At 71.5% G+C, this 19,437-nt stretch carries 13 protein-coding genes; 12 read left to right on the top strand and 1 reads right to left on the bottom strand.

What is annotated here, in order from left to right:
- The first annotated feature begins 88 nt into the window (after positions 1-88).
- From ACWD5F_RS01395 to ACWD5F_RS01365, 7 genes are all read left to right on the top strand, one after another.
- Positions 89-955 (top strand): alpha/beta fold hydrolase, encoded by an 867-nt coding sequence (locus tag ACWD5F_RS01395; protein ID WP_451249953.1) that lies wholly within the window; start codon positions 89-91, stop codon positions 953-955.
- Positions 952-1,671, top strand: a complete 720-nt coding sequence (locus ACWD5F_RS01390) for an SDR family oxidoreductase (protein WP_451249951.1) — start codon at positions 952-954, stop codon at positions 1,669-1,671. The genes ACWD5F_RS01395 and ACWD5F_RS01390 overlap by 4 nt, the downstream gene beginning before the upstream one ends.
- 32 nt (positions 1,672-1,703) lie before the next feature.
- On the top strand, positions 1,704-2,573 hold the full coding sequence (locus tag ACWD5F_RS01385) for a DUF427 domain-containing protein (RefSeq protein WP_451249949.1): 870 nt from the start codon (positions 1,704-1,706) through the stop codon (positions 2,571-2,573).
- An 83-nt stretch (positions 2,574-2,656) separates the two neighbouring features.
- The gene (locus ACWD5F_RS01380) at positions 2,657-4,438 is read left to right on the top strand and encodes an MOSC domain-containing protein (protein ID WP_451249947.1); all 1,782 of its coding nucleotides are present in this window, start codon (positions 2,657-2,659) and stop codon (positions 4,436-4,438) included.
- Positions 4,439-4,531: 93 nt separating this feature from the next.
- A complete protein-coding gene (locus ACWD5F_RS01375) occupies positions 4,532-5,002 on the top strand; it encodes a MarR family winged helix-turn-helix transcriptional regulator (RefSeq protein ID WP_451249945.1) in 471 nt (156 codons plus the stop codon).
- Positions 4,999-6,720, top strand: coding sequence for an MFS transporter (locus ACWD5F_RS01370; RefSeq protein ID WP_451249943.1), 1,722 nt, complete (start codon positions 4,999-5,001; stop codon positions 6,718-6,720). Before ACWD5F_RS01375 ends, ACWD5F_RS01370 begins: the two co-directional genes overlap by 4 nt.
- 154 nt (positions 6,721-6,874) lie before the next feature.
- A complete protein-coding gene (locus ACWD5F_RS01365) occupies positions 6,875-8,860 on the top strand; it encodes a CASTOR/POLLUX-related putative ion channel (RefSeq protein ID WP_451249941.1) in 1,986 nt (661 codons plus the stop codon).
- 23 nt (positions 8,861-8,883) lie between these two features.
- Here the strand turns inward: ACWD5F_RS01365 and ACWD5F_RS01360 are convergent, their stop codons facing one another.
- A complete protein-coding gene (locus tag ACWD5F_RS01360) occupies positions 8,884-10,407 on the bottom strand; it encodes a hypothetical protein (RefSeq protein ID WP_451249939.1) in 1,524 nt (507 codons plus the stop codon).
- A gap of 324 nt (positions 10,408-10,731) precedes the next feature.
- Here ACWD5F_RS01360 and ACWD5F_RS01355 point away from each other — a divergent pair, with 324 nt between their 5' ends.
- From ACWD5F_RS01355 to asnB, 5 genes are all read left to right on the top strand, one after another.
- On the top strand, positions 10,732-13,059 hold the full coding sequence (locus ACWD5F_RS01355; RefSeq protein ID WP_451249937.1) for an MMPL family transporter: 2,328 nt from the start codon (positions 10,732-10,734) through the stop codon (positions 13,057-13,059).
- Between the two features lie 118 nt (positions 13,060-13,177).
- Positions 13,178-14,383, top strand: coding sequence for a sensor histidine kinase (locus tag ACWD5F_RS01350; protein ID WP_451249935.1), 1,206 nt, complete (start codon positions 13,178-13,180; stop codon positions 14,381-14,383).
- The gene (locus ACWD5F_RS01345; protein ID WP_451249933.1) at positions 14,380-15,060 is read left to right on the top strand and encodes a response regulator transcription factor; all 681 of its coding nucleotides are present in this window, start codon (positions 14,380-14,382) and stop codon (positions 15,058-15,060) included. The genes ACWD5F_RS01350 and ACWD5F_RS01345 overlap by 4 nt, the downstream gene beginning before the upstream one ends.
- A gap of 203 nt (positions 15,061-15,263) precedes the next feature.
- The gene (locus ACWD5F_RS01340; RefSeq protein ID WP_451249931.1) at positions 15,264-17,291 is read left to right on the top strand and encodes an ATP-binding protein; all 2,028 of its coding nucleotides are present in this window, start codon (positions 15,264-15,266) and stop codon (positions 17,289-17,291) included.
- Between the two features lie 292 nt (positions 17,292-17,583).
- The gene (asnB, locus tag ACWD5F_RS01335) at positions 17,584-19,425 is read left to right on the top strand and encodes an asparagine synthase (glutamine-hydrolyzing) (protein ID WP_451249929.1); all 1,842 of its coding nucleotides are present in this window, start codon (positions 17,584-17,586) and stop codon (positions 19,423-19,425) included.
- Positions 19,426-19,437 lie beyond the last annotated feature (12 nt).

Below are 19,437 nucleotides of genomic sequence, written 5' to 3'. Positions count from 1 at the left end.
TAACCACTGAGATTCTCTTGACAGGTTAGATGTCGGGTGGTTGGCTCCTGCCTGTAACCACTCATGGCCAAGTCGGGAGTTAGTCACCATGGCGACCATCTATCACCGTTACGCGACCGTTCGTGGGCAGCAGCTCTTCTACCGGGAAGCGGGGCCGCAGGACGCGCCGGTCGTGGTGCTGCTGCACGGCTTCCCCACCAGCTCGTTCATGTTCCGGGACCTGATCCCGCTGCTGGCCGACCGCTATCACGTCATCGCCCCGGACCACCTCGGCTTCGGTCTGTCCGACGCGCCGACCGTGGACGACTTCGACTACACCTTCGACGCCCTGGCCGACCTCACCTCGGGCCTGCTGGGCCAGCTCGGGATCAGCCGTTACGCGATCTACGTGCAGGACTATGGCGCCCCCGTGGGTTGGCGGCTCGCGCTGGCGGACCCGGCCGCGGTCACGGCGATCATCAGCCAGAACGGCAACGGTTACGAGGCCGGGTTCGCGGAGGAGTTCTGGAAGCCGGTGCGGGCGTACTGGCAGGAGCAGAGCCCGCAGACCGAGCCGGGAGTGCGCGGGGCGCTGACCCTGGAGGCCATCCGGTGGCAGTACCTGCACGGCGTGGCCGACGAGAGCCTGGTCGACCCCGACACCTGGCACCACGACCTCGCGTCGGTGTCCCGACCCGGGAACGACCTGGTGCAGCTCAAGCTGTTCGCCGACTACGCGAACAACCTCCCGCTCTACCCGAAGCTCCACGCCTATCTGCGTGAGAGCGAGGTCCCGGTGCTGGCCGTGTGGGGCCGCAACGACGAGATCTTCGCCCCCGCCGGCGCGCTCGCCTTCGCTGACGACGCGCCCCACGCCGAGATCCACCTCCTCGACGGCGGCCACTTCCTCCTCGAAAGCCACCTCGACCAGGCCGCCGACCTCATCCGCGGCTTCCTGAACAGGAACCTGTCATGACCGGCCCGCTGCACGGCCAGACCGTGCTCGTCATCGGGCGGGGCGGCGGCATCGCCCGCGCCGTGGTGGTCGCCGCCCGGGACGCCGGAGCCCACGTCATCGCCGCCGGCCGCGACCGGCAGGCACTCGACAAGGCCTACGCAGGCGAATCCGACGTCGACACCGAGACGGTCGATCTCACCGACGAGGCCTCCATCGCCGCCCTCGGCGAACGGCTCGGGACGATCGACCACGTGGTGTCCACCGCCTCGGCACGCGCCCGCGGCCGGCTCGCCGACCTGGACCGGGATGCGGTCAGGCGCTCCTTCGACACCAAGGTGATCGGCCCGCTGATGCTGGCCAAACACCTGGCTCCCCGCATCCCCGCGTCCGGATCGTTCACCCTCTTCTCCGGCGTCGCCGCCGCGAAGATCGCGGTCGGCACGCTGGCCGTGGCCATCACCAACGGAGCCGCCGATGTCCTGGCCCGCTCCCTCGCCCTCGAGCTCGCCCCGATCCGCGTCAACGCCATCTCCCCGGGAGTCATTGACACCGGCGCCTGGGACGCCTTCGGCGAAGCGGGCAAGGCGGACTACTTCTCCGACATCGCCGCCCGCAACCCGGCCCGTCGCATCGGCACCGTCGACGACATCGCGGGTGCCGTTCTCTACGCCATGACCAGCACCTTCCTGACCGGCACCACGCTGCGCGTCGACGGCGGCGAACCGCTCACCTGACCCGCCCCGACGGAGGAGAAGGGAACGAAACGATGGGCCTCTCCTGGCAGCAAGGACCACTCGCCCCCGGTGCGGTCGGCCGGTTCTTGGTCCCCGACCCGCTGCCCGAAAGAATGCTGTTCGCGGAACCGCTGCGCCGCCGCATGCGGGTCCGGTTCGGCGACGCGTGGATCGCCGACAGCGAGAACGTCGTCCTGCTCCACGAACCCGGCCGCTACCCGGTGGCGTACTTTCCGCTCGCCGACATCCACCCCGATGTCCTGCACCGGAGTGAGCACACCACCCGCCACCGTGACCTCGGGCGGACGTCCTGGTACACCGTCGGCTCCGGTACGCGGAGAACGCAGCGCGCGGCCTGGCAGCACACCGAACTACCAGCCCACGCCCGGGAGTTGGAAGGCCGTGTCGCCTTCGCCTGGCGCGCGATGGACGCCTTCTACGAGGAGGACGAACGGATCGTCGGCCACGCCGCCGACAGCTACCACCGCGTCGACATCCGCCGCACCAGCCGCCACCTCGTCGTCCGCAGCGGCGACAGGATCGTCGCCGACACCACCGTCCCGCTGGTCCTGTACGAGTCCGGCTTCGCGCCCCGCTGGTACGTGCCGCGCGCCGACGTGGACGAGTCCGCGCTGACCCCGGTCGACGGGCAGACGTTCTGCCCGTACAAGGGACTGGCGAGCTACTACGACATCGCCGGCGCCCGGCGAGCGGCCTGGTCGTACGAGGACGCCTGGACCGAGGTGCGGCGCGTCTCCGGGATGGTGTCGTTCGAACCGGACGAGGTCGAGGTGCGCCTCGACGGTGTCCGACTACGGTTGGAACCCGGCCAGAACGTCGTTTCGCACGGCGTCGACCGCAACCTCGACCTCGACGAGACGACCGCGGTCCGGAAGACCTGACAGGCAGTCCTGATGGGCAGCCCCGACAGGGAGCCCCCGAAAGGCACCGCCGGACCGGCCGTCACCGCAGGAAGGAGCGCGCGATGCCGTCGCTGTTGTCGGTGAACGTCGGTATGCCGAAAGACGTGGCCTGGCAGGGCCGGACCGTCCACACCGGCGTGTGGAAGTACCCGGTGCACGGCCCGGCCATGGTCCGCCGCCTCAACATCGACGGCGACGGTCAGGGAGACACCGCCGGTCACGGCGGCGAGCAACGGGCCGTGCTGGTCTACCAGATCGAGTCCTACGAACACTGGCAGCGCCACTTCGGACGCGACGACCTCGAATACGGCAACTTCGGCGAGAACCTCACCGTCGACGGCCTGCCCGACGACGAGGTCTGCATCGGTGACCGCTACCGCATCGGCGAGGCCGAATTCGAGGTCACCCAGCCACGGGTCACCTGCTACCGCGTCGGCCTGCGCCTCGGCGCGCCCGAACTGCCCGCACTGCTGGTCGGCCACCACCGTCCCGGCTTCTACATGCGGGTAGTGCGGGAGGGGACCATCGAGGCCGGCGACGAGATCGTCCGGACCAGGATCGGGCCGGGCGCACTGAGCGTGGCGGACACCGACGCGCTGCTCTACCTGCCGGGCCGGGACCCCGAGAAGCTGCGGCTCGCCCTCGACATCCCCGCGCTGAGCCCCGGCTGGCAGGGCTCGTTCCGCGAACTGCTGGCGAAGGCGTCGAGCACGGCAACGGAAACAGCAACAGGGGCAGGAACAGGAACAGGAACAGGAACAGGAACGGCGACGGCCACCCACCCCGCCTGGTCCGGATTCCGGCCGCTCCTCGTGGCCGACGTGATCCCCGAGAGCGCGACGGTCTCCTCGATCCTCCTGGCCGCCTCCGACGGCTCCGCGCTCCCCGCCGCCGACGCGGGCCAGTACCTCACCCTGCGCCTCCCCGAAGCGGCGGACCCGGCCCCGGTCCGCAACTACTCGCTGTCCTCCACCCCCGATTCCGGCCGCTACCGGATCAGCGTCAAACACGAACCTCACGGCACCGCGAGCGGCTACCTCACCACGCGGCTACGAGCGGGCGCGACACTCCAAGTCGCCGCGCCCCGGGGCGAGTTCGTACTCACCGACGAAACCGGCCCCGTGCTCCTCGTCTCCGCCGGCATCGGCCTCACACCGGTGCTGGCGATGCTGCACGAACTCGCCGCGAGGGACCGCGACCGGGAGGTCTGGTGGTTGCACGGCGCCCGCAGCCCGGGGGAGCACCCCCTGGCCGCGGAGGCGCATGAACTGCTCGCCGGGCTGCCGCACGCCCATGAGCACGTGTTCTACAGCGCGGGCGAGGGGCACATCGGCACCGGCCCGTACACGGCGCACGCGGGTCGCCTCACGAAGGACGAGTTGATCGCGCTGTCCGTCCCTGGCGACGCGACCGCCTACGTCTGCGGACCCGCCGCCTTCATGACGGACATGCGGCACGCTCTGACCGAGGCGGGCCTCGGCCCGGCCCGTATCCACACCGAGTTCTTCGGCGCCCTGCCGTCCATCGACCCCGGCGTCGTCGCGCATACCGCCAGGCCTCCCCATCAGCCCCCGGGGCCGCCCGGCACCGGCCCGCTGGTGACCTTCGCCCGCAGCGGCCTCGCCGTCCGGTTCCCCGAGGATGGGCGCAACGTGCTCGAGCTCGCCGACGCCTGCGACGTCCCGGCCCGCTGGAGCTGCCGTACCGGCGTCTGCCACACCTGCGTCACGCCCTTGCTGTCCGGCGAAGTCACCTACGCGCCGACTCCGCTGGAACTTCCGGACGATGGCCAGGTCCTCATCTGCTGCGCGCGGCCCGGCACGGACGTCGTCCTCGACATGTAGGGCTCCTCGGGCGGGCCTTCGTGTGCGGCCCTCCTCGGGTCAGGGCGGGACGCGAATATTGATTCCCTCTACACCTAGATGCATAATGCGGTTATGCATAAGCGGGTTATGGAAGTCGCCGCACCGGCCGAAGGCCTGATCATCGCCCTGGAGGAGATGGTCCGCTACGTCCGGCACAGTGCCACCGCCGGCGGCCTGAGCACCGCGGCCTCCGCGACACTCGGCCGACTCGGGCGCGAGGGCCCGCACCGGCTCACCGATCTGGCCCGCGCCGAACGCGCGACCCAGCCGAACATGACGCAACTCGTGACCCGACTGGAGCGGGCCGGCCTGGTCCGCCGCGTCGCCGACGCGAGCGACGGCCGAGGCGTGCTGGTGGAGATCACCGACGTCGGCGAGGAGATGTTCCTGCGGCGGCGCGCCGAACGCGCGAGCGCGCTCGAAGCACTCATCGACGAACTGACCGAGGAGGAACGGCAGGCGGTACAGATCGCCCTGCCCGCGCTGGCCCGCGCCATCCAGGAAGGCCATTCGCTTCGAGAGGCTGGAGAGAACCGCACATGACCGCACCGCATGGAAAGGCCGCCAGCCCCTTCCGGCAGCCGAAGGCCGTCTGGGCCGTCGCGTTCGCCTGCGTGATCTCGTTCATGGGGATCGGCCTGGTGGACCCGATCCTGCCCGCCCTGGCCGACAGCCTGCACGCCACGCCCAGCCAGGTCTCGCTGCTGTTCAGCAGCTACCTGATCGTGACGGCGGTCGCGATGCTGTTCGTGGGCTGGGTCTCCAGCCGGATCGGCGCCAAGCCCACCCTGGTCATAGGCCTGGCCGTCATCGTGGTCTTCGCCGCGCTCGCCGGGACCAGCGGCTCCATCGACGGCATCGTCGGCTTCCGGGCCGGCTGGGGTCTGGGCAACGCGCTCTTCATCGCGACCTCCCTCGCCGTCATCGTCGCCTCGGCGAGCGGCGGTTTCGGCGGGGCGATCATCCTTTACGAGACCGCGCTGGGCCTCGGTATCGCCGTAGGTCCGCTGCTGGGCGGCGAGTTGGGCGCCATCAGCTGGCGGGGCCCCTTCTTCGGCGTGGCGGTCCTCATGGCGATCGCCCTCGTCGCGACCCTCGCCTTCGTCCCCTCCCTGCCCAAGCCGAAGCAGCCCACCTCGGCCCTGGCCCCGCTGAAGGCCCTGCGGCACCGAGGCCTGCTGACCATGGGCATCATGGCCCTGCTCTACAACTGGGGCTTCTTCACCATGCTCGGATACGCCCCGTATCCCATGGAGTTGAGCGCCCACCAGCTCGGCCTGGTCTTCACCGGCTGGGGCCTGCTGGTCGCCGCCTTCAGCGTGTTCTTCGCCCCGCGCCTCCAGGCCCGCTTCGGCACGGCCCCGGTGCTGTACGCCAACCTCGTCGGCCTGAGCGTCGTGATGGCCGTCATCGCCGCGGGCGTCGCCACCCCGACGGTGGTCATCGTGGCCGTCATCGTCAGCGGTGCCTTCATCGGCGTCAACAACACCCTGACCACACAGGCCGTCATGCTCGTCTCGCCCGTCGAGCGCCCCGTCGCCTCCTCCGCGTACGGCTTCCTGCGCTTCATCGGCGGCGGCCTCGCGCCGTACGTGGCAGGCAAGTTGGCCGACGCCACCGACCTGAGCGTGCCCTTCTACGTCGGTGCCGGCACCTTCCTGCTCGCCATTCCCGTTCTCGCCAGCGGCCACAGGCTGTTGCGCGCGGCCGAGACCGACACGGGAGACGGGGAGCCCGTCGCGCCGTCGCTCACCCCTGTCGGACCCCGTGCCACGACCGATGTCCCGCTCGTCATCGTCGCCGTCGGCTCCGACGCCAAGGCCGCCGCGATCGTCGACGCCGCGGCCAGGCTCGCCCGCGACACGAGCAGCCCGCTGGAGGTCGCCCACGTCCAACAGACCGCGGTGGTCGAGGAACAGGCCGCCGACACCGAGACCCACGACCACGCGCGCGCCGCCGTCACCACCCACCTCGACCGCCTCGCCGCCCAGGGCGTCGCGGCCACCGGACAGATCCTGGTCAGCGTCGGCGACCACGCCGCGGCCGGTCGGGCACTGGCCCAGCACGCCACCGACGTCGGCGCCCGTGCCGTGGCCATCGGGCGCTCACCGCGCGGCCCGGCCGCCCAGTTCGGCGACGGCAGCTTCACCACCGCCCTTACGCACACCGCGAGTTGCACGGTCGTCCTCGTCGACCCGGACACCGCACCCCGCAACCTCACCACGGCCACGCTGGCGGAACTGCGCGGCGGCGACGCCTGAACCACCGACGCTTCGCGCGCCGCAAACGCCTTCCGCCCAGCGCGAACCGGCACTGCCCGAAAGTGTGAATACCCCTGATGCCACGGCGTGTCGCGGACGCCGGACCCGCACCCTTCGACGTCAGGAACGGTGTGTCGGACAGCAGGGGGCGGATGTGGCGAGGCGGCAGTGGCCGACGGAGTTAGGGGACCGGGCGCGCTACCTCTTCGACAGCACGCTGGCCCGCAGCACCGGCGCGCTGCTGGGCTGGCTGAGCGCGTGCTGTCTCGCGGTGGTCGTACCCGTCAGCGCGCTGCTGGTGTGGACGGACCCCAAGGCTCCGCGATCCCTGTCGGGGCGGCTCACGGACGTGTGGCGCACCAGCGCGGAGACCCTGCGCCTGGGCGGGATGACCGGCGCGCCCCTGCGCATGCTGCTGTCCGCACTCCTCGGCCTGATCGCCCTGCTGTGCGTCTCGACCCTTGTGGGCGTGATCACCACCGGACTCGGCGACCGGCTCACCGAGTTGCGCCGAGGCCGTTCGACGGTGCTCGAGCGGGAGCACGCGGTCGTACTCGGCTGGTCGGACCAAGTCTTCACGGTGGTCGGCGAGTTGATCACCGCCCGGGCCGGCCGGGGCAGGGGAGTGGTCGCCGTGCTCGCCGACCGCGACCCCGCGGAGATGGAGGCGCGGCTGCGGGCCTCGCTCAGCGTCCGGGGCAGGGCGCGTCTCGTCTGCCGTACCGGATCGCCCACCGACCCCCAGGCTCTCGCGCTCGTGGCCCCGTCGTCGGCCGGCTCGGTGCTGGTGCTGCCGACCGAGGACGCCGACGCGGACCTTCAGGTCGTACGCGTCCTGCTGGCCCTTCGCGCGCTGTTCGCCGGGCAGGAGCCGCCGCCCGTGGTGGCCGCGGTGCGTGACCCGCGCTACCTGTCGGCCGCGCGGCTGGCGGCCGGGCCGCGCGGCACGGTCCTGGAGTCCGACCTCACCACGGCCCGCCTGCTGGTCCAGGCCTCCCGACGCCCCGGGCTGCCGGCGGCCCTGCGGGACCTGCTCGACTTCGAGGGAGCCGAGTTCCACGTCCTCGACGCGTCCGACCTGGCGGGACTGCCCTTCAGGGAGGCCGCGCTGCGCTTTGAAGCGGCTTGTGTGGTGGGGTTGTTACGGGCCGACGGGCAGCCCCTGCTCGCGCCGCCGGCGGGGACCGTCCTCGCGCCCACGGACCGGCTCGTCGTCGTCGCGCACGACGACACCGACCTCCCGTCCACCGCCTGCCGCGAGCACGTCGATCCCACCGTCTTCGCGCCGCCCGCTCCACGCCCCGCCAGGCCCTCACGCACGCTGCTGCTCGGCTGGAACCGCCGTACGCCCCTGGTCGTCGACACCCTGCGCCGGACCGTCGAGCCGGGCTCCGTCCTCGACGTGGTCGTCGGCCCGGACGACGCGCCCCCGGAGGAGCAGCCCGTGCACCCCGCGCGACTCGACGTCGTCTTCCACATCGCCGACCCGGTGCACGCCGAGACACTGCGCGCCCTCGACCTGTTCGGCTACGACAGCATCGTCGTGTCGGGACCGGACGCGGACGCGGGCCCCGAACGACCCGACGACCGGACCCTGTTGACCCTCCTCATGCTGCGGTCACTGGAGGAGGAGGCGGGCCGGGCGCTGCCGGTGGTGGCGGAACTGCGCGACCACCGCAGCCGTCCGCTCGCCCCCTTGGGTCCGGCGGCCGACGTGGTGGTGCGGGGCGAGCTGACCGGTCTGCTGATGGCGCAGATCTCCCACAACCCGGCGCTGGCCCCGGTGTTCGAGGAGGTCTTCGCTCCCCGAGGCGGCGCGCTCGCCCTGCGCCCGGCCGCCGACTATGTGCGGCCCGGCTGCGAGGCGTCCTTCGCGACGGTCGTGGCCGCCGCACTGGAGCGCGGCGAATGCGCGGTTGGGCACCGCAGCCATGGCCGAGGCACCGCGCGCCGCGACGACGGGTTCCGGCTCGGCCCGCGCAAGACCGACCGGCGCGTGTGGAGCGCCGAGGACGAGATCCTCGTACTGATCCCGGCCTCGGGCGCGCACGACACCGTGGCCGGTGGACTCGACGGCGTGCCCGGGATGCGGCGGGCGCACGAAGGCGGCGACTCACCGACCGGCGTCGCGCCGGTCTGACACCGGCGCTCCGCTCGGCGGCCTCAGTAGCCGAGGCTCGTCGTGTAGGCGCACTCGGTGTAGATGTAGCCCGGCGTCAGCTTGGCGGTGTCCGAGGCCGGGGACTTGCCGAGTCCGGTCTTGGACTTGTGGACGAAGTAGGTGGTGCCGGCCGGCAGTCGGATGGTCTTCTGCGGGTAGTTCTTGCCGCTGTCGCTGCACGGTTCCGAGGCGGAGCCGAGCGACGTGAGCAGCGAGGAATAGGTCGAGCAGCTGCCGCAGGCCTTGAGACTGAAGCTCCCGGTCACCGGTCCGGTGTACATGACGGTGATGTCGTCCGGGCTGTCGTTCTTGACCGTGACGGTGATGCTGCCGCCCGAGCGGGTGGTCGGCAGGCGCTTGCCCGCCGCGGGCACCGTCTCGGCGACCTCCGCGGCGATGGCTATCTTCCGGGCACGAGCGCGGTTCGCGCTGCCGGGGTTGTCCTCGATGAACTTGTTCATGGAAGTGATGGCCTCGCTGAAACTGCCATCCTTGTACTGGTCCACACCGCAGTTGTACGTGCCCGACGCCGCACTCCGGTCGGCGCGGTCGGCGTTCCTGTCGAGAGCGTCGGAGAGTTCGGCCTGCGTCGCGGACACGCCACGGATCTGCGTGGAGAGGGAGTCCAGGCGCTGGACCGCCCCACACGGGTCCTTGCCGCTCACGGACTTGACGGCCTTGCCGACCTCGGCGGCGATCGCGGGCTCGACCTTCTTCGCCTGCTCGGAGTCCGGGAACGTCGACACCAACTCGCCGAACTGCGCGGGCCAGTTGGCGCTGCTGCTGCTCAGCGCCGCCGCCGCGCACTCGTAGAGCGAGGTGGCCAGCCGGTCGTCGGGCCAGGTGGACAGGGACCCGAGGGTCTTCTTGTCCATCGTCCGCGGGACGGTACGGAGGTACTTCAACGGCGGTACGGCCCCGCAGTAGTCCTGCTCCGCGTACGGGGCGGCGACGGTGGAGTAGTAGCTCTTGAGGCGGCTGGGCACCTGTGCGGCCGCTCGCGACGACGGGTGGTCGTCGGTCAGCCCGTGGTAGACCGTCAGCGCCTGGCGGTACTCCGTCTGCGCCAGCTCGAAGGGGCGTGTGCCGCCCGACCTGACCAGTTCGTCCGCCTGGTCCAGCCGGTCCAGGAGCATCTGCTCGGTGGCCTCGTCGCGCGCGTCGTCGTACAGCACGACGCCCCCGGCGGGGACGGCCAGCAGCACGATGCCGAGCCCGGCCGCGACCAGGGGGTTCGGCGGCCACGCGAGCCGGGTGCGCAGGCCGAGCAGCGCGCCGTGCGTGGCCGCCGCCAGCAGGAAGATCAGGTACAGCGCGACCAGCGCGCCGGGGACCCCGTTCGGGTCCGCGGGCAGTGCCACGAAGAGCAGGATCCCGGTCGCGGCCAGGCACGCGATCATCAGGCCCCAGCGGCGGACGAGGGCGTACCCGAGTCCGAGTCCGCTGAGGTTCAGGAACGCCACCGCGAAGGCCCGCCACGGGTCCGCCGGTGCGGGTGGCGGAGTGGGTGGCGGTGCGGTCGGCATGGGTGGGACGACGAAATCCGGACGTGCTTCATGATCCCAGGACATGACGGCTCCCCCAGTCAATCACGCCTGTATTTCCCTGAGTTGACAGTGTACGGCCAGTGCCGATACGAGGACAGAGGGTAAATCGAAAAGGGGTACGGGTCCGCCGCCGCTGGCGATTCATCCCGGAGCAGGAGTCGCCGACCCGCGCGCGTACTGCGGTTTCAGTAGAGAGTCCTCCGGATGCGGGAGACCGCAGTGCCAGTAGCCGCACGACGACGTGAGGCCCTCCGCCGCGAAAGCCTTCTGGGACAAGCGAGAGCAGAGGCGGAGTTCCCCGACGTGGCTACTTTTCTGTATCGACTGGGCCGACTGGCCTTCCGGCGGCGTGGTTACGTCGCCCTGATGTGGGTGGCGGTCCTGGCCGCCGTCGGACTGGGGGCTCTACAGGCACCGGGAGCCTCCGACGAGGACTTCTCGATGCCGGGCATCGAGTCCCAGAAGGCGTACGACCTGATGCAGGAGCGGTTCCCCGGCGCCGCCGCCGACGGAGCCACCGCACGCGTGGTGTTCGTCGCCCCCGACGGGTCGAAGGTCACCGCCACCGACCACAAGAAGGCGATCGAGGAGGCGGTGGACGTCCTCGGTGACGGCTCGCAGGTGGCCGGCGTGACCGACCCCTTCAAGGTGAAGGCGGTCAGCGAGGACGGCTCCACCGCGTACACGACCGTCACCTACAAGGTGAAGGCGTCCGAGATCACCGACGCCAGTCGTACGGCCTTGGAGACGGCCGCCGACCAGGCTCGGACCGCCGGTCTGACCGTGGAGGAGGGCGGCACCGCCATGGACAGCGGCGGCGGACCCGGCGGTGTCGCCGAGATCGTCGGCATCGCGGTGGCGGCCGTCGTGCTGCTGGTCACCTTCGGCTCGCTGGCCGCCGCCGGGCTGCCGCTGCTGACGGCGATCCTCGGCGTCGGCGCGAGCATGTTCACGATCACGATCCTGTCCGACGCCCTGGGGCTCTCGACCAGCACCGGCACGCTCGCCATGATGCTGGGGCTGGCGGTCGGCATCGACTACGCGCTGTTCGTGGTCTCCCGGTACCGCGAGGAGCGCGCGAACGGACACGCTCCGGAGGAGGCAGTCGGTCTCGCGGTCGGCACGGCCGGGTCGGCGGTCGTCTTCGCGGGCCTGACCGTGATCATCGCGTTGGCAGGCCTCGCGGTCGTCGGCATCCCGACGCTGACCAAGATGGGCCTGACGGCCGCAGGCGCGGTCGTCGTCGCCGTGGTCATTGCCCTGACCATGGTGCCCGCGTTGCTCGGCTTCTGGCCGAACGCCGTGCTGTCGGGCGCCGCACGCGGCGGGGGCCGGGCCGGACGCCTGCTCCGCGGGCGGAAGCCCGCCAAGTCCCAGGCGCGGGACGGGGCGTTGGCGAGCGACGACCGAGGTGGCCGCGGCAACCGAGATGACCACGACAGGCGCGGTGAGCGCGACAACCACGGCACCCGCTGGGCCCGCTTCGTGCTGCGCCGCCCGATCCCCGTGCTCCTGCTGGGCGTTGTGGGCCTCGGCGTTCTGGCGGTCCCGATGACCCAGCTGGAACTCGGCATGCCGGGCGACGAGGCCAAGGCGACCTCCACGACCGAACGCCGCGCCTACGACGCCCTCGCGGAAGGCTTCGGCCCCGGCTTCAACGGGCCGCTGACCATCGTCGTGGACGCCGAGGGAGGCGACGACGTGCAGGCCGCGGCGAGCACGATCAGCCGTCGGATCGCCGACACGCAGGGCGTCGTCTCGGTGGGGGCGCCCCGCTTCGACGACGCCGGGAACACGGCCGTGTTCACCGTGACACCGTCGACCGGCCCGACCGACGAGAAGACCAAGTCCCTCGTCAAGACCATCCGCGGGGAACGCTCCGCCATCGAGTCGGCGGCCGGGGCGTCCTTCGAGGTCACGGGCACCACCGCACTGAACATCGACATCGCCGCGAAGGTCCAGGCCGCGCTGGTGCCCTACCTCGTCACCGTGGTCGGCCTGGCCGTCGTCCTCCTCCTCGTGGTCTTCCGGTCCCTGCTCGTTCCCCTCAAGGCGGCCCTCGGATTCCTGCTCTCAGTGCTCGCGGCCCTGGGCGCGGTCGTCCTGGTCTTCCAGCAGGGCCATGGCGCGGGCGTGTTCGGAGTGGAGCAGACCGGGCCGATCATGAGCCTGATGCCGATCTTCCTGGTGGGCATCGTCTTCGGACTCGCCATGGACTACGAGGTGTTCCTCGTGTCCCGCATGCGGGAGGCGTACGTCCACGGCGAGCCGGCCAAGGAGGCGGTCGTCTCGGGGTTCCGGCACAGCGCCCGGGTCGTCGTGGCCGCCGCGCTGATCATGATCGCCGTCTTCGCGGGCTTCATCGGCGAGAGCGACTCCATGATCAAGATGATCGGGTTCGGCCTGGCCGCCGCCGTGTTCCTGGACGCCTTCGTCGTCCGCATGGCGATCGTGCCCGCCGTCCTCGCCCTGCTGGGCGACCGCGCATGGTGGCTGCCGTCGTGGCTGGACCGTCGGCTGCCCAGGGTCGACATCGAGGGCGAGGCCCTTGCCCGGCGCCCGGCCGATGCCGCGGACGGGCACTCCGACCCGGACCCGACCACGGAGGAGTCGGTGCGAGCACGTGTCTGACCGGGCCGACCCGGCCCGCGCGGGGCTGCCCGTGGCGAAGGCCGCGGGCAGCCCCGCACAGCGCCGTGCGCCCGACGTCGTCCACCATGGGGTCGGGACACTTCACCCGGAGAGACAGATGACCACCAGCCTGGAGCGCCTCGCGAGGCACCGGCACATCGCCACAGACGTCGTCCTGGCCCTGGGGCTGCTGGGCTGTGTGACGCTCGGTGCCTCGATCGTCATCCCCGGCCTGAGCCAACCGGACCAGTCGTGGCCCGCCGAGGCGCTGGCGATCGTCTCCTGCCTCGTCCAGCTCACAGCCCGTACCCACCCACGGACCGCCGTCGTGGTCGCCGCGGTCTGCACGGTGATCACCGTGGCCCTGGGGTACCTGCTGACGCCGCTGCTGCTCGCTCCGCTGATGATCGCCCTGTATCGGCTGGCCGCCGGCACCGACCCCAGGACCACCCGTCTGTACGGTGCCGCGAGCATGGCCGTGGTGGTCATCACCGCCGTGCTGGACATGACCACGAGCGACATGATCCTGCTGCGCACCGTCGGCCCCGTGCTGTGGCTGATGCTGCCCCTGGTCGGCGGCAGCCGGGACCGGCTGCGCCGGGACTACACGGACTCCGTGCAGGCACGCGCCACGTATGCCGAGCGCACCCGCGAGGAGGAGGCCCGGCTGCGGGTCGCCGAGGAGAGGCTGCGGATCGCCCGCGATCTCCACGACGTCGTGGCCCACCACATGGCCGTGGCCAACGCCCAGGCCGGCACGGCCCGCCACCTCTCGACCACCCACCCCGAGCAGGCGCAGAAGCTGCTCGGCGAGCTGACCGCCACCACGTCCGCGGCGCTGCTCGAACTCCGCGCCACGGTGGGGGTGCTGCGCCAGCCCGACGACCCCGACGCCGATTCCCTGGAACCCGCCCCCGGCCTCGACCGCCTTCCCGAGCTGATCGCGAAATGCGAGAGCGCCGGTGTCGAGGTCACCGTCACGACCGAGGGAGAACCCCGGCCCCTGTCACCGGGCGTGGACCTGACGGCGTACCGAATCATCCAGGAAGCCCTCACCAACGTCGCCAAGCACGGCGCGGGCAGGGGCGCGTGCGTCCGCCTCACGTACTCCGACGGCCGCCTGCTGATCTCGGTCACCAACGACGGCAGCGGCACCCCCGCGCCGGTACCGGGCGGGGGCTACGGCCTGATGGGCATGCGGGAGCGCGCCCACTCCGTCGGCGGCGACCTGCTCGCGGGCCCCCGGCCGGAGGGCGGCTTCGAGGTCTCCACCGCCCTGCCGCTGCACTCCCTCGCCCCGGAAGAAGACGAGGCCACCCTGTGACCATCCGTGTCCTGCTCGTGGACGACCAGGCCCTGCTGCGCGGCACGTTCCGGCTGCTGATCGACTCCTGCGCCGACCTGGAGGTGGTGGGCGAGGCCGCCGACGGCGAGCAGGCGGTGGAGCTGGCCCGTGCCCAGCGCCCCGACATCGTCCTGATGGACATCCGCATGCCGGGCACGGACGGCCTCGCCGCCACCGCCACCATCTGTTCGGACCCCGACCTGGCCGGCACCCGGGTCCTGGTGCTGACCACGTTCGAGACCGACGAGTACGTGGCCAGAGCACTGCAGGTCGGCGCCAGCGGCTTTCTCGGCAAGCACGTCACCACGGACGCCCTGCTGGCCGGCATCCCTACCGTCGCCGCGGGCGAGGCCCTGCTCTCGCCCGGCGCCACCCGCGCCCTCATCACCCGCTTCCTCACCGCCCAGGCCCCGGGTGTCCTCCTGGCATCTCCGGAACGGCTCACCGAACTCACCCCGCGCGAACGCGAGCTCACCGCACTCGCAGCCCGCGGCAAGTCCAACGACGAGATCGCCGAGGAGCTCTTCCTGAGCGTTCTCACCGTACGCAGCCACATCCAACGGGCCCTGACGAAGCTCGGCGCCCGGGACCGCGCCCAACTCGTCGTCATCGCCTACCAGACCGGACTCGTACGACCGGCGGCGCCGCGATCCTGACCGGACTCGTGGAACCCGCGGCGCCGCGATCCTGACCGGACTCGTAGGACCCGCGGGCGCCGCGATCCGGAACGGTGGGTGTCCCGACGGCGCCCGAACGGCCCTGCGACCGCGCCCCGCCGCCCTGGTCCTGTTCACGCCTTCGAAGGGCCCGTGCGTCGAATCGGCGCACGCCCGGTGCCCAGGCGCGGGACACTGTGTCCGTGTCGTACCACCTACCGCCCGTTCTTCCCGGATTCGTCGGCCGTCAGCGCGAGTTGACCGCCCTCACCGATGCCCTCCGTGAGCACCGCTTGATCTCCCTGACCGGGGCCGGAGGTGTCGGCAAGAGTCGGCTGGCGCTCCAGGCCGCCCACGAGTTCCGTGAGGTGACGGGCCGCGAGGTGGCCTGGGCCGATCTGTGGCAACTGCCCGACGACCGGCTGTTGGTGGCCACCGCCGCCGACGCGCTCGGTTTCGCCGACCACACCCCGGCCGTCCCCCTCGACGCCTTGAGCGGGTGGCTCGCGGAGGAGGATGCGCTGCTGGTCCTGGACTCCTGCGAGCACCTGCTGGACGGGTGCCGGTCACTGGTCGCCCAACTCCTGCGCGAATGCCCGCGATTGAGCGTGCTGGTGACCAGCAGGGAGCCGCTCGGCCTGCCGGGTGAACGGGGCGTCGCACTGGGCCCGTTGCCCTTCGGGTCCGATGCGCTGAGCCTGCTGGAACGGCTGGCCGAGGAGGCCGGCCGGCCGCTGGCGGACACGGCGGACATGGTGGCGGCGGCCCGGCTGTGCGCGCGTCTGGAAGGCATCCCGCTGGCGATCGAGCTGGCCGCGGGTCGGCTGGCCGAGCGCGACATCCACCAACTGGGCAGCGAACTCGGCCAGTTGCTCGACCTCAAGACCCCGCAACCGAGGGGCGGACCGCGCCGGCATCAGGCGCTGCGGACCACCATCGGCTGGAGCCACGAACTGTGCGCTCCCGCCGAACGCCTGCTGTGGGCGCGGCTGTCGGTGTTCCGAGGCCCCATGGACACCGACGCCGTACGCGCGGTATGCGCGGGCGGTCCCCTCACTCCCGAGGGGGTGGAGGAGGCACTGGCCGGGCTCGTACGCCGATCCGTCCTGACGCGCTCCCGGGACCGCTACCGCATGCTGGACACCGTCCGTGAGTACGGCCGGATGTGGCTCGACGCCCTGGGGGAGTCAGAGCGGACCGCCGACCGGCATGCCCGCCATCACGCGCGGACGGCGTGGCGGGCCGACCGGGCCTGGTTCGGCGTCGATCAGGTGCACTGGTACCGGTGGATCAGCGCTTCCCATGTCGACCTCTGCACCGCGCTGGACCACCTGCTGGCGGCGGACCCCGAAGCGGCCGTGGAGATGGCGGGGCACCTCGGCTTCTTCTGGAGCTGCTGCGGTCATCTGCCCGAGGCGGCCCGGTATCTCGAAGAGGCGCTGCAGTCGTCCTCCGTGCCCGGTCCGGCCCGTAACCGAGCCCTCTGGGCGCTGGGGGTTGTGAGAGTGCTGCGTGGTGAGCATGACGCGGGGCGCGAGCTGGCCCGCGCCTGCCGCCATCAGGCCGAGCGGACAGGGGACGCCGACGCCGTGCTGCGGGCCGCATATCTGCTCGCGCTGACGCACCTGCTCGGCGGCCGGCCGCTCGTCGCCGAGCACGTCGTGGACACGGGCCTCGCGCAGGTCGGGGGAGCACCCGGCCTCGCGGCCCCGCGGGCGATGTGCCGTTTGGCGCGCGTCTTCGCGTACACCGCCCGCGGACTCCTGGACCGTGCCCGTGAGGGCGCCGAGGAACTGCGGCGGGAGTCGATGGAACGAGGGGAGTGGTGGACCCGTTCCTACGCCGACTACCAGCTCGCCCTCATCGCGTTGTTCGAGGACCGCGCCGACGGCGCCACCGCCCACGCCACCTCCATGCTGGAGGGCAAACTGCGGATCGGTGACAGCTTCGGACTCGCCCTCGGCCTCGATCTCCTCGCGTCCTCCCTCGCCGCCCAGGGCGCGGCCGAGCGCGCCGTCGCCGCGCACACGGCCGCCGAGCGGTACTGGAACGCGGTCGGCCACCCCCAGCGCGGCACACCGGAGCTGGGCCCGGTCCGGGACCGGTACGAGGCGACCGCCCGTTCGCAACTGGGCGACGCCGGCTACGACGAGGCCACCGCGCGCGCGATGCTGCGCGGACCCGGCGCGATCACGCGGGAACTCCTGGGTCGTACACCTCCGGGGCGGTGACCCTCCGGGCCCGACCGGCCCAGAGGTGGGGAAATCTTTGCCCGTGGCCGATTTCCGATGAGGCCGACCCGGCGATACCGGGCTTCGCGGGTTTCGCGCATGCAAAGTGAGGCTGAAAACGCCGGGTGGATCGGGCTGCCCGTGTTACGTCCGTGTTGACCGCCCCTGAGGGTGCGGCGCACTCTCGCATATGGATGGCGAATACACCTTGTTTGCTCGTGGGGCGTGACCGCCTGCTGGTATGCGCAGGTGGGAGCACGTCCCGTGGCGAACCCGGAGCGGGAGGCAACGTATGTGCGGCATCACCGGCTGGATCTCCTTCGACCGCGACCTGCGCACTGAGGCCGCCACATTGGATGCGATGACCGAGACGATGGCCTGCCGCGGCCCCGACGACCGCGGTGCCTGGATGCGGGGGCCGGCGGCCCTCGGGCACCGCAGGCTCGCGATCATCGACCTGCCCGGTGGACGGCAGCCGATGAGCGCCGACACCCCGCACGGGAGCGTGGCGCTCGTCTACTCGGGAGAGACGTACAACTTCACCGAACTGCGCCACGAACTCACCGGCCGCGGCCACCGGTTCACCACCGACTCCGACACCGAGGTGGTGCTGCGCGGCTACCTCGAATGGGGCGACGGGATCGCGGAACGGCTCAACGGCATGTACGCGTTCGCTGTTTGGGACGGCCGGCAGGACAAGCTGGTGATGATCCGCGACCGTATGGGCATCAAGCCCTTCTACTACTACCCGACGTCCGACGGCGTCCTGTTCGGCTCCGAACCCAAGGCGATCCTCGCCAACCCGCTGGCCCCGGCCCGCGTCACACTCGACGGGCTGCGCGAGCTGTTCACCATGATCAAGACGCCTGGGCACGCCGTCTGGGACGGCATGGCGGAGGTCGAACCCGGCACCGTCGTCACCGTCGACCGCTCGGGCCTGCACCGGCGTGTCTACTGGGAGTTGGAGACCCGGCCGCACACCGACGACCGCGACACCACCGTCGCCACGGTCCGCTCCCTGCTCGACGACATCGTCCGCCGCCAACTGGTCGCCGACGTGCCCCGCTGCACCCTGCTCTCCGGCGGCCTCGACTCCTCCGCCATGACCGCGATCGCCGCCCGTCAACTGGGCGAGCGCGGCGAGAAGGTGCGCAGCTTCGCCGTCGACTTCGTCGGCCAGGCGGACCACTTCGTCGCCGACGAACTCCGTGGCACCCCCGACACCCCGTTCGTCCACGACGTGGCCCGCACCGCGCACACCGAACACCAGGACATCGTCCTGGACGCCCAGGCGCTCGCCGACCCCGACATCCGCGCGAAGGTGATCCGGGCCCGCGATCTGCCCGCCGGGATGGGCGACATGGACGCCTCGCTGTACCTGCTGTTCCGGGCCATCCGCGACCAGTCGACCGTCGCCCTGTCCGGCGAGTCCGCCGATGAAGTCTTCGGCGGCTACCTCCAGTTCTTCGACGAGGAGGCCCGGCGCGGCACCACCTTCCCCTGGCTCGTGCGCTTCGGCCGCCACTTCGGTGAGGACGCCGGGGTCCTGCGCCCCGACCTGCTCGCCGCACTCGACCTGAGCGGATACATCGCCGACGGCTACCGCACGGCCGTCGAGGGCATCCAAGGCCTCGACGGCGAGAGCGACTTCGAGTACCGGATGCGCCGGATGTCCCACCTCCACCTCACCCGTTTCGTCCGGATCCTGCTCGACCGCAAGGACCGCGCGAGCATGGCCGTCGGCCTCGAGGTGCGCGTCCCGTTCTGCGACCACCGGCTCGTCGAGTACGTCTACAACGCGCCCTGGGCGCTCAAGTCCTTCGACGGCAGGGAGAAGAGCCTGCTCAGGGAAGCGACCGCCGACGTGCTCCCGCAGTCCGTGTACGACAGGGTCAAGAGCCCCTACCCCTCCACCCAGGACCCCAAGTACGCGGCCGCGCTCCAGGACCAGGCCAAGGACCTTCTGGCGCGGCCCGCCCACCCGGTCTTCGACCTCGTCGACCGCGACCGCCTGCACCGCGTCGCCCACCGCGACGAGCCCGTGAACACCCAGGCGGAGCGCCGCGGTCTGGAACGCACGCTCGATCTGGCCCAGTGGCTGGACATCTACCGCCCGGACGTCAGGACGGCCTGAGCGGCATTCCGG

The sequence above is a fragment of the Streptomyces sp. NPDC002499 genome, from assembly GCF_053595415.1.
The sequence above is the reverse complement of the archived record's forward strand: the minus strand, read 5'-3'. Positions and strand labels throughout refer to the sequence as shown.

Coding starts and splice junctions, on each gene's coding strand:
- ACWD5F_RS01395 (WP_451249953.1), top strand. CDS start 89: ATGGCGACCATCTATCACCGTTACGCGACCGTTCGTGGGCAGCAGCTC.
- ACWD5F_RS01390 (WP_451249951.1), top strand. CDS start 952: ATGACCGGCCCGCTGCACGGCCAGACCGTGCTCGTCATCGGGCGGGGC.
- ACWD5F_RS01385 (WP_451249949.1), top strand. CDS start 1,704: ATGGGCCTCTCCTGGCAGCAAGGACCACTCGCCCCCGGTGCGGTCGGC.
- ACWD5F_RS01380 (WP_451249947.1), top strand. CDS start 2,657: ATGCCGTCGCTGTTGTCGGTGAACGTCGGTATGCCGAAAGACGTGGCC.
- ACWD5F_RS01375 (WP_451249945.1), top strand. CDS start 4,532: ATGCATAAGCGGGTTATGGAAGTCGCCGCACCGGCCGAAGGCCTGATC.
- ACWD5F_RS01370 (WP_451249943.1), top strand. CDS start 4,999: ATGACCGCACCGCATGGAAAGGCCGCCAGCCCCTTCCGGCAGCCGAAG.
- ACWD5F_RS01360 (WP_451249939.1), bottom strand. CDS start 10,407: ATGCCGACCGCACCGCCACCCACTCCGCCACCCGCACCGGCGGACCCG.
- ACWD5F_RS01350 (WP_451249935.1), top strand. CDS start 13,178: ATGACCACCAGCCTGGAGCGCCTCGCGAGGCACCGGCACATCGCCACA.
- asnB (WP_451249929.1), top strand. CDS start 17,584: ATGTGCGGCATCACCGGCTGGATCTCCTTCGACCGCGACCTGCGCACT.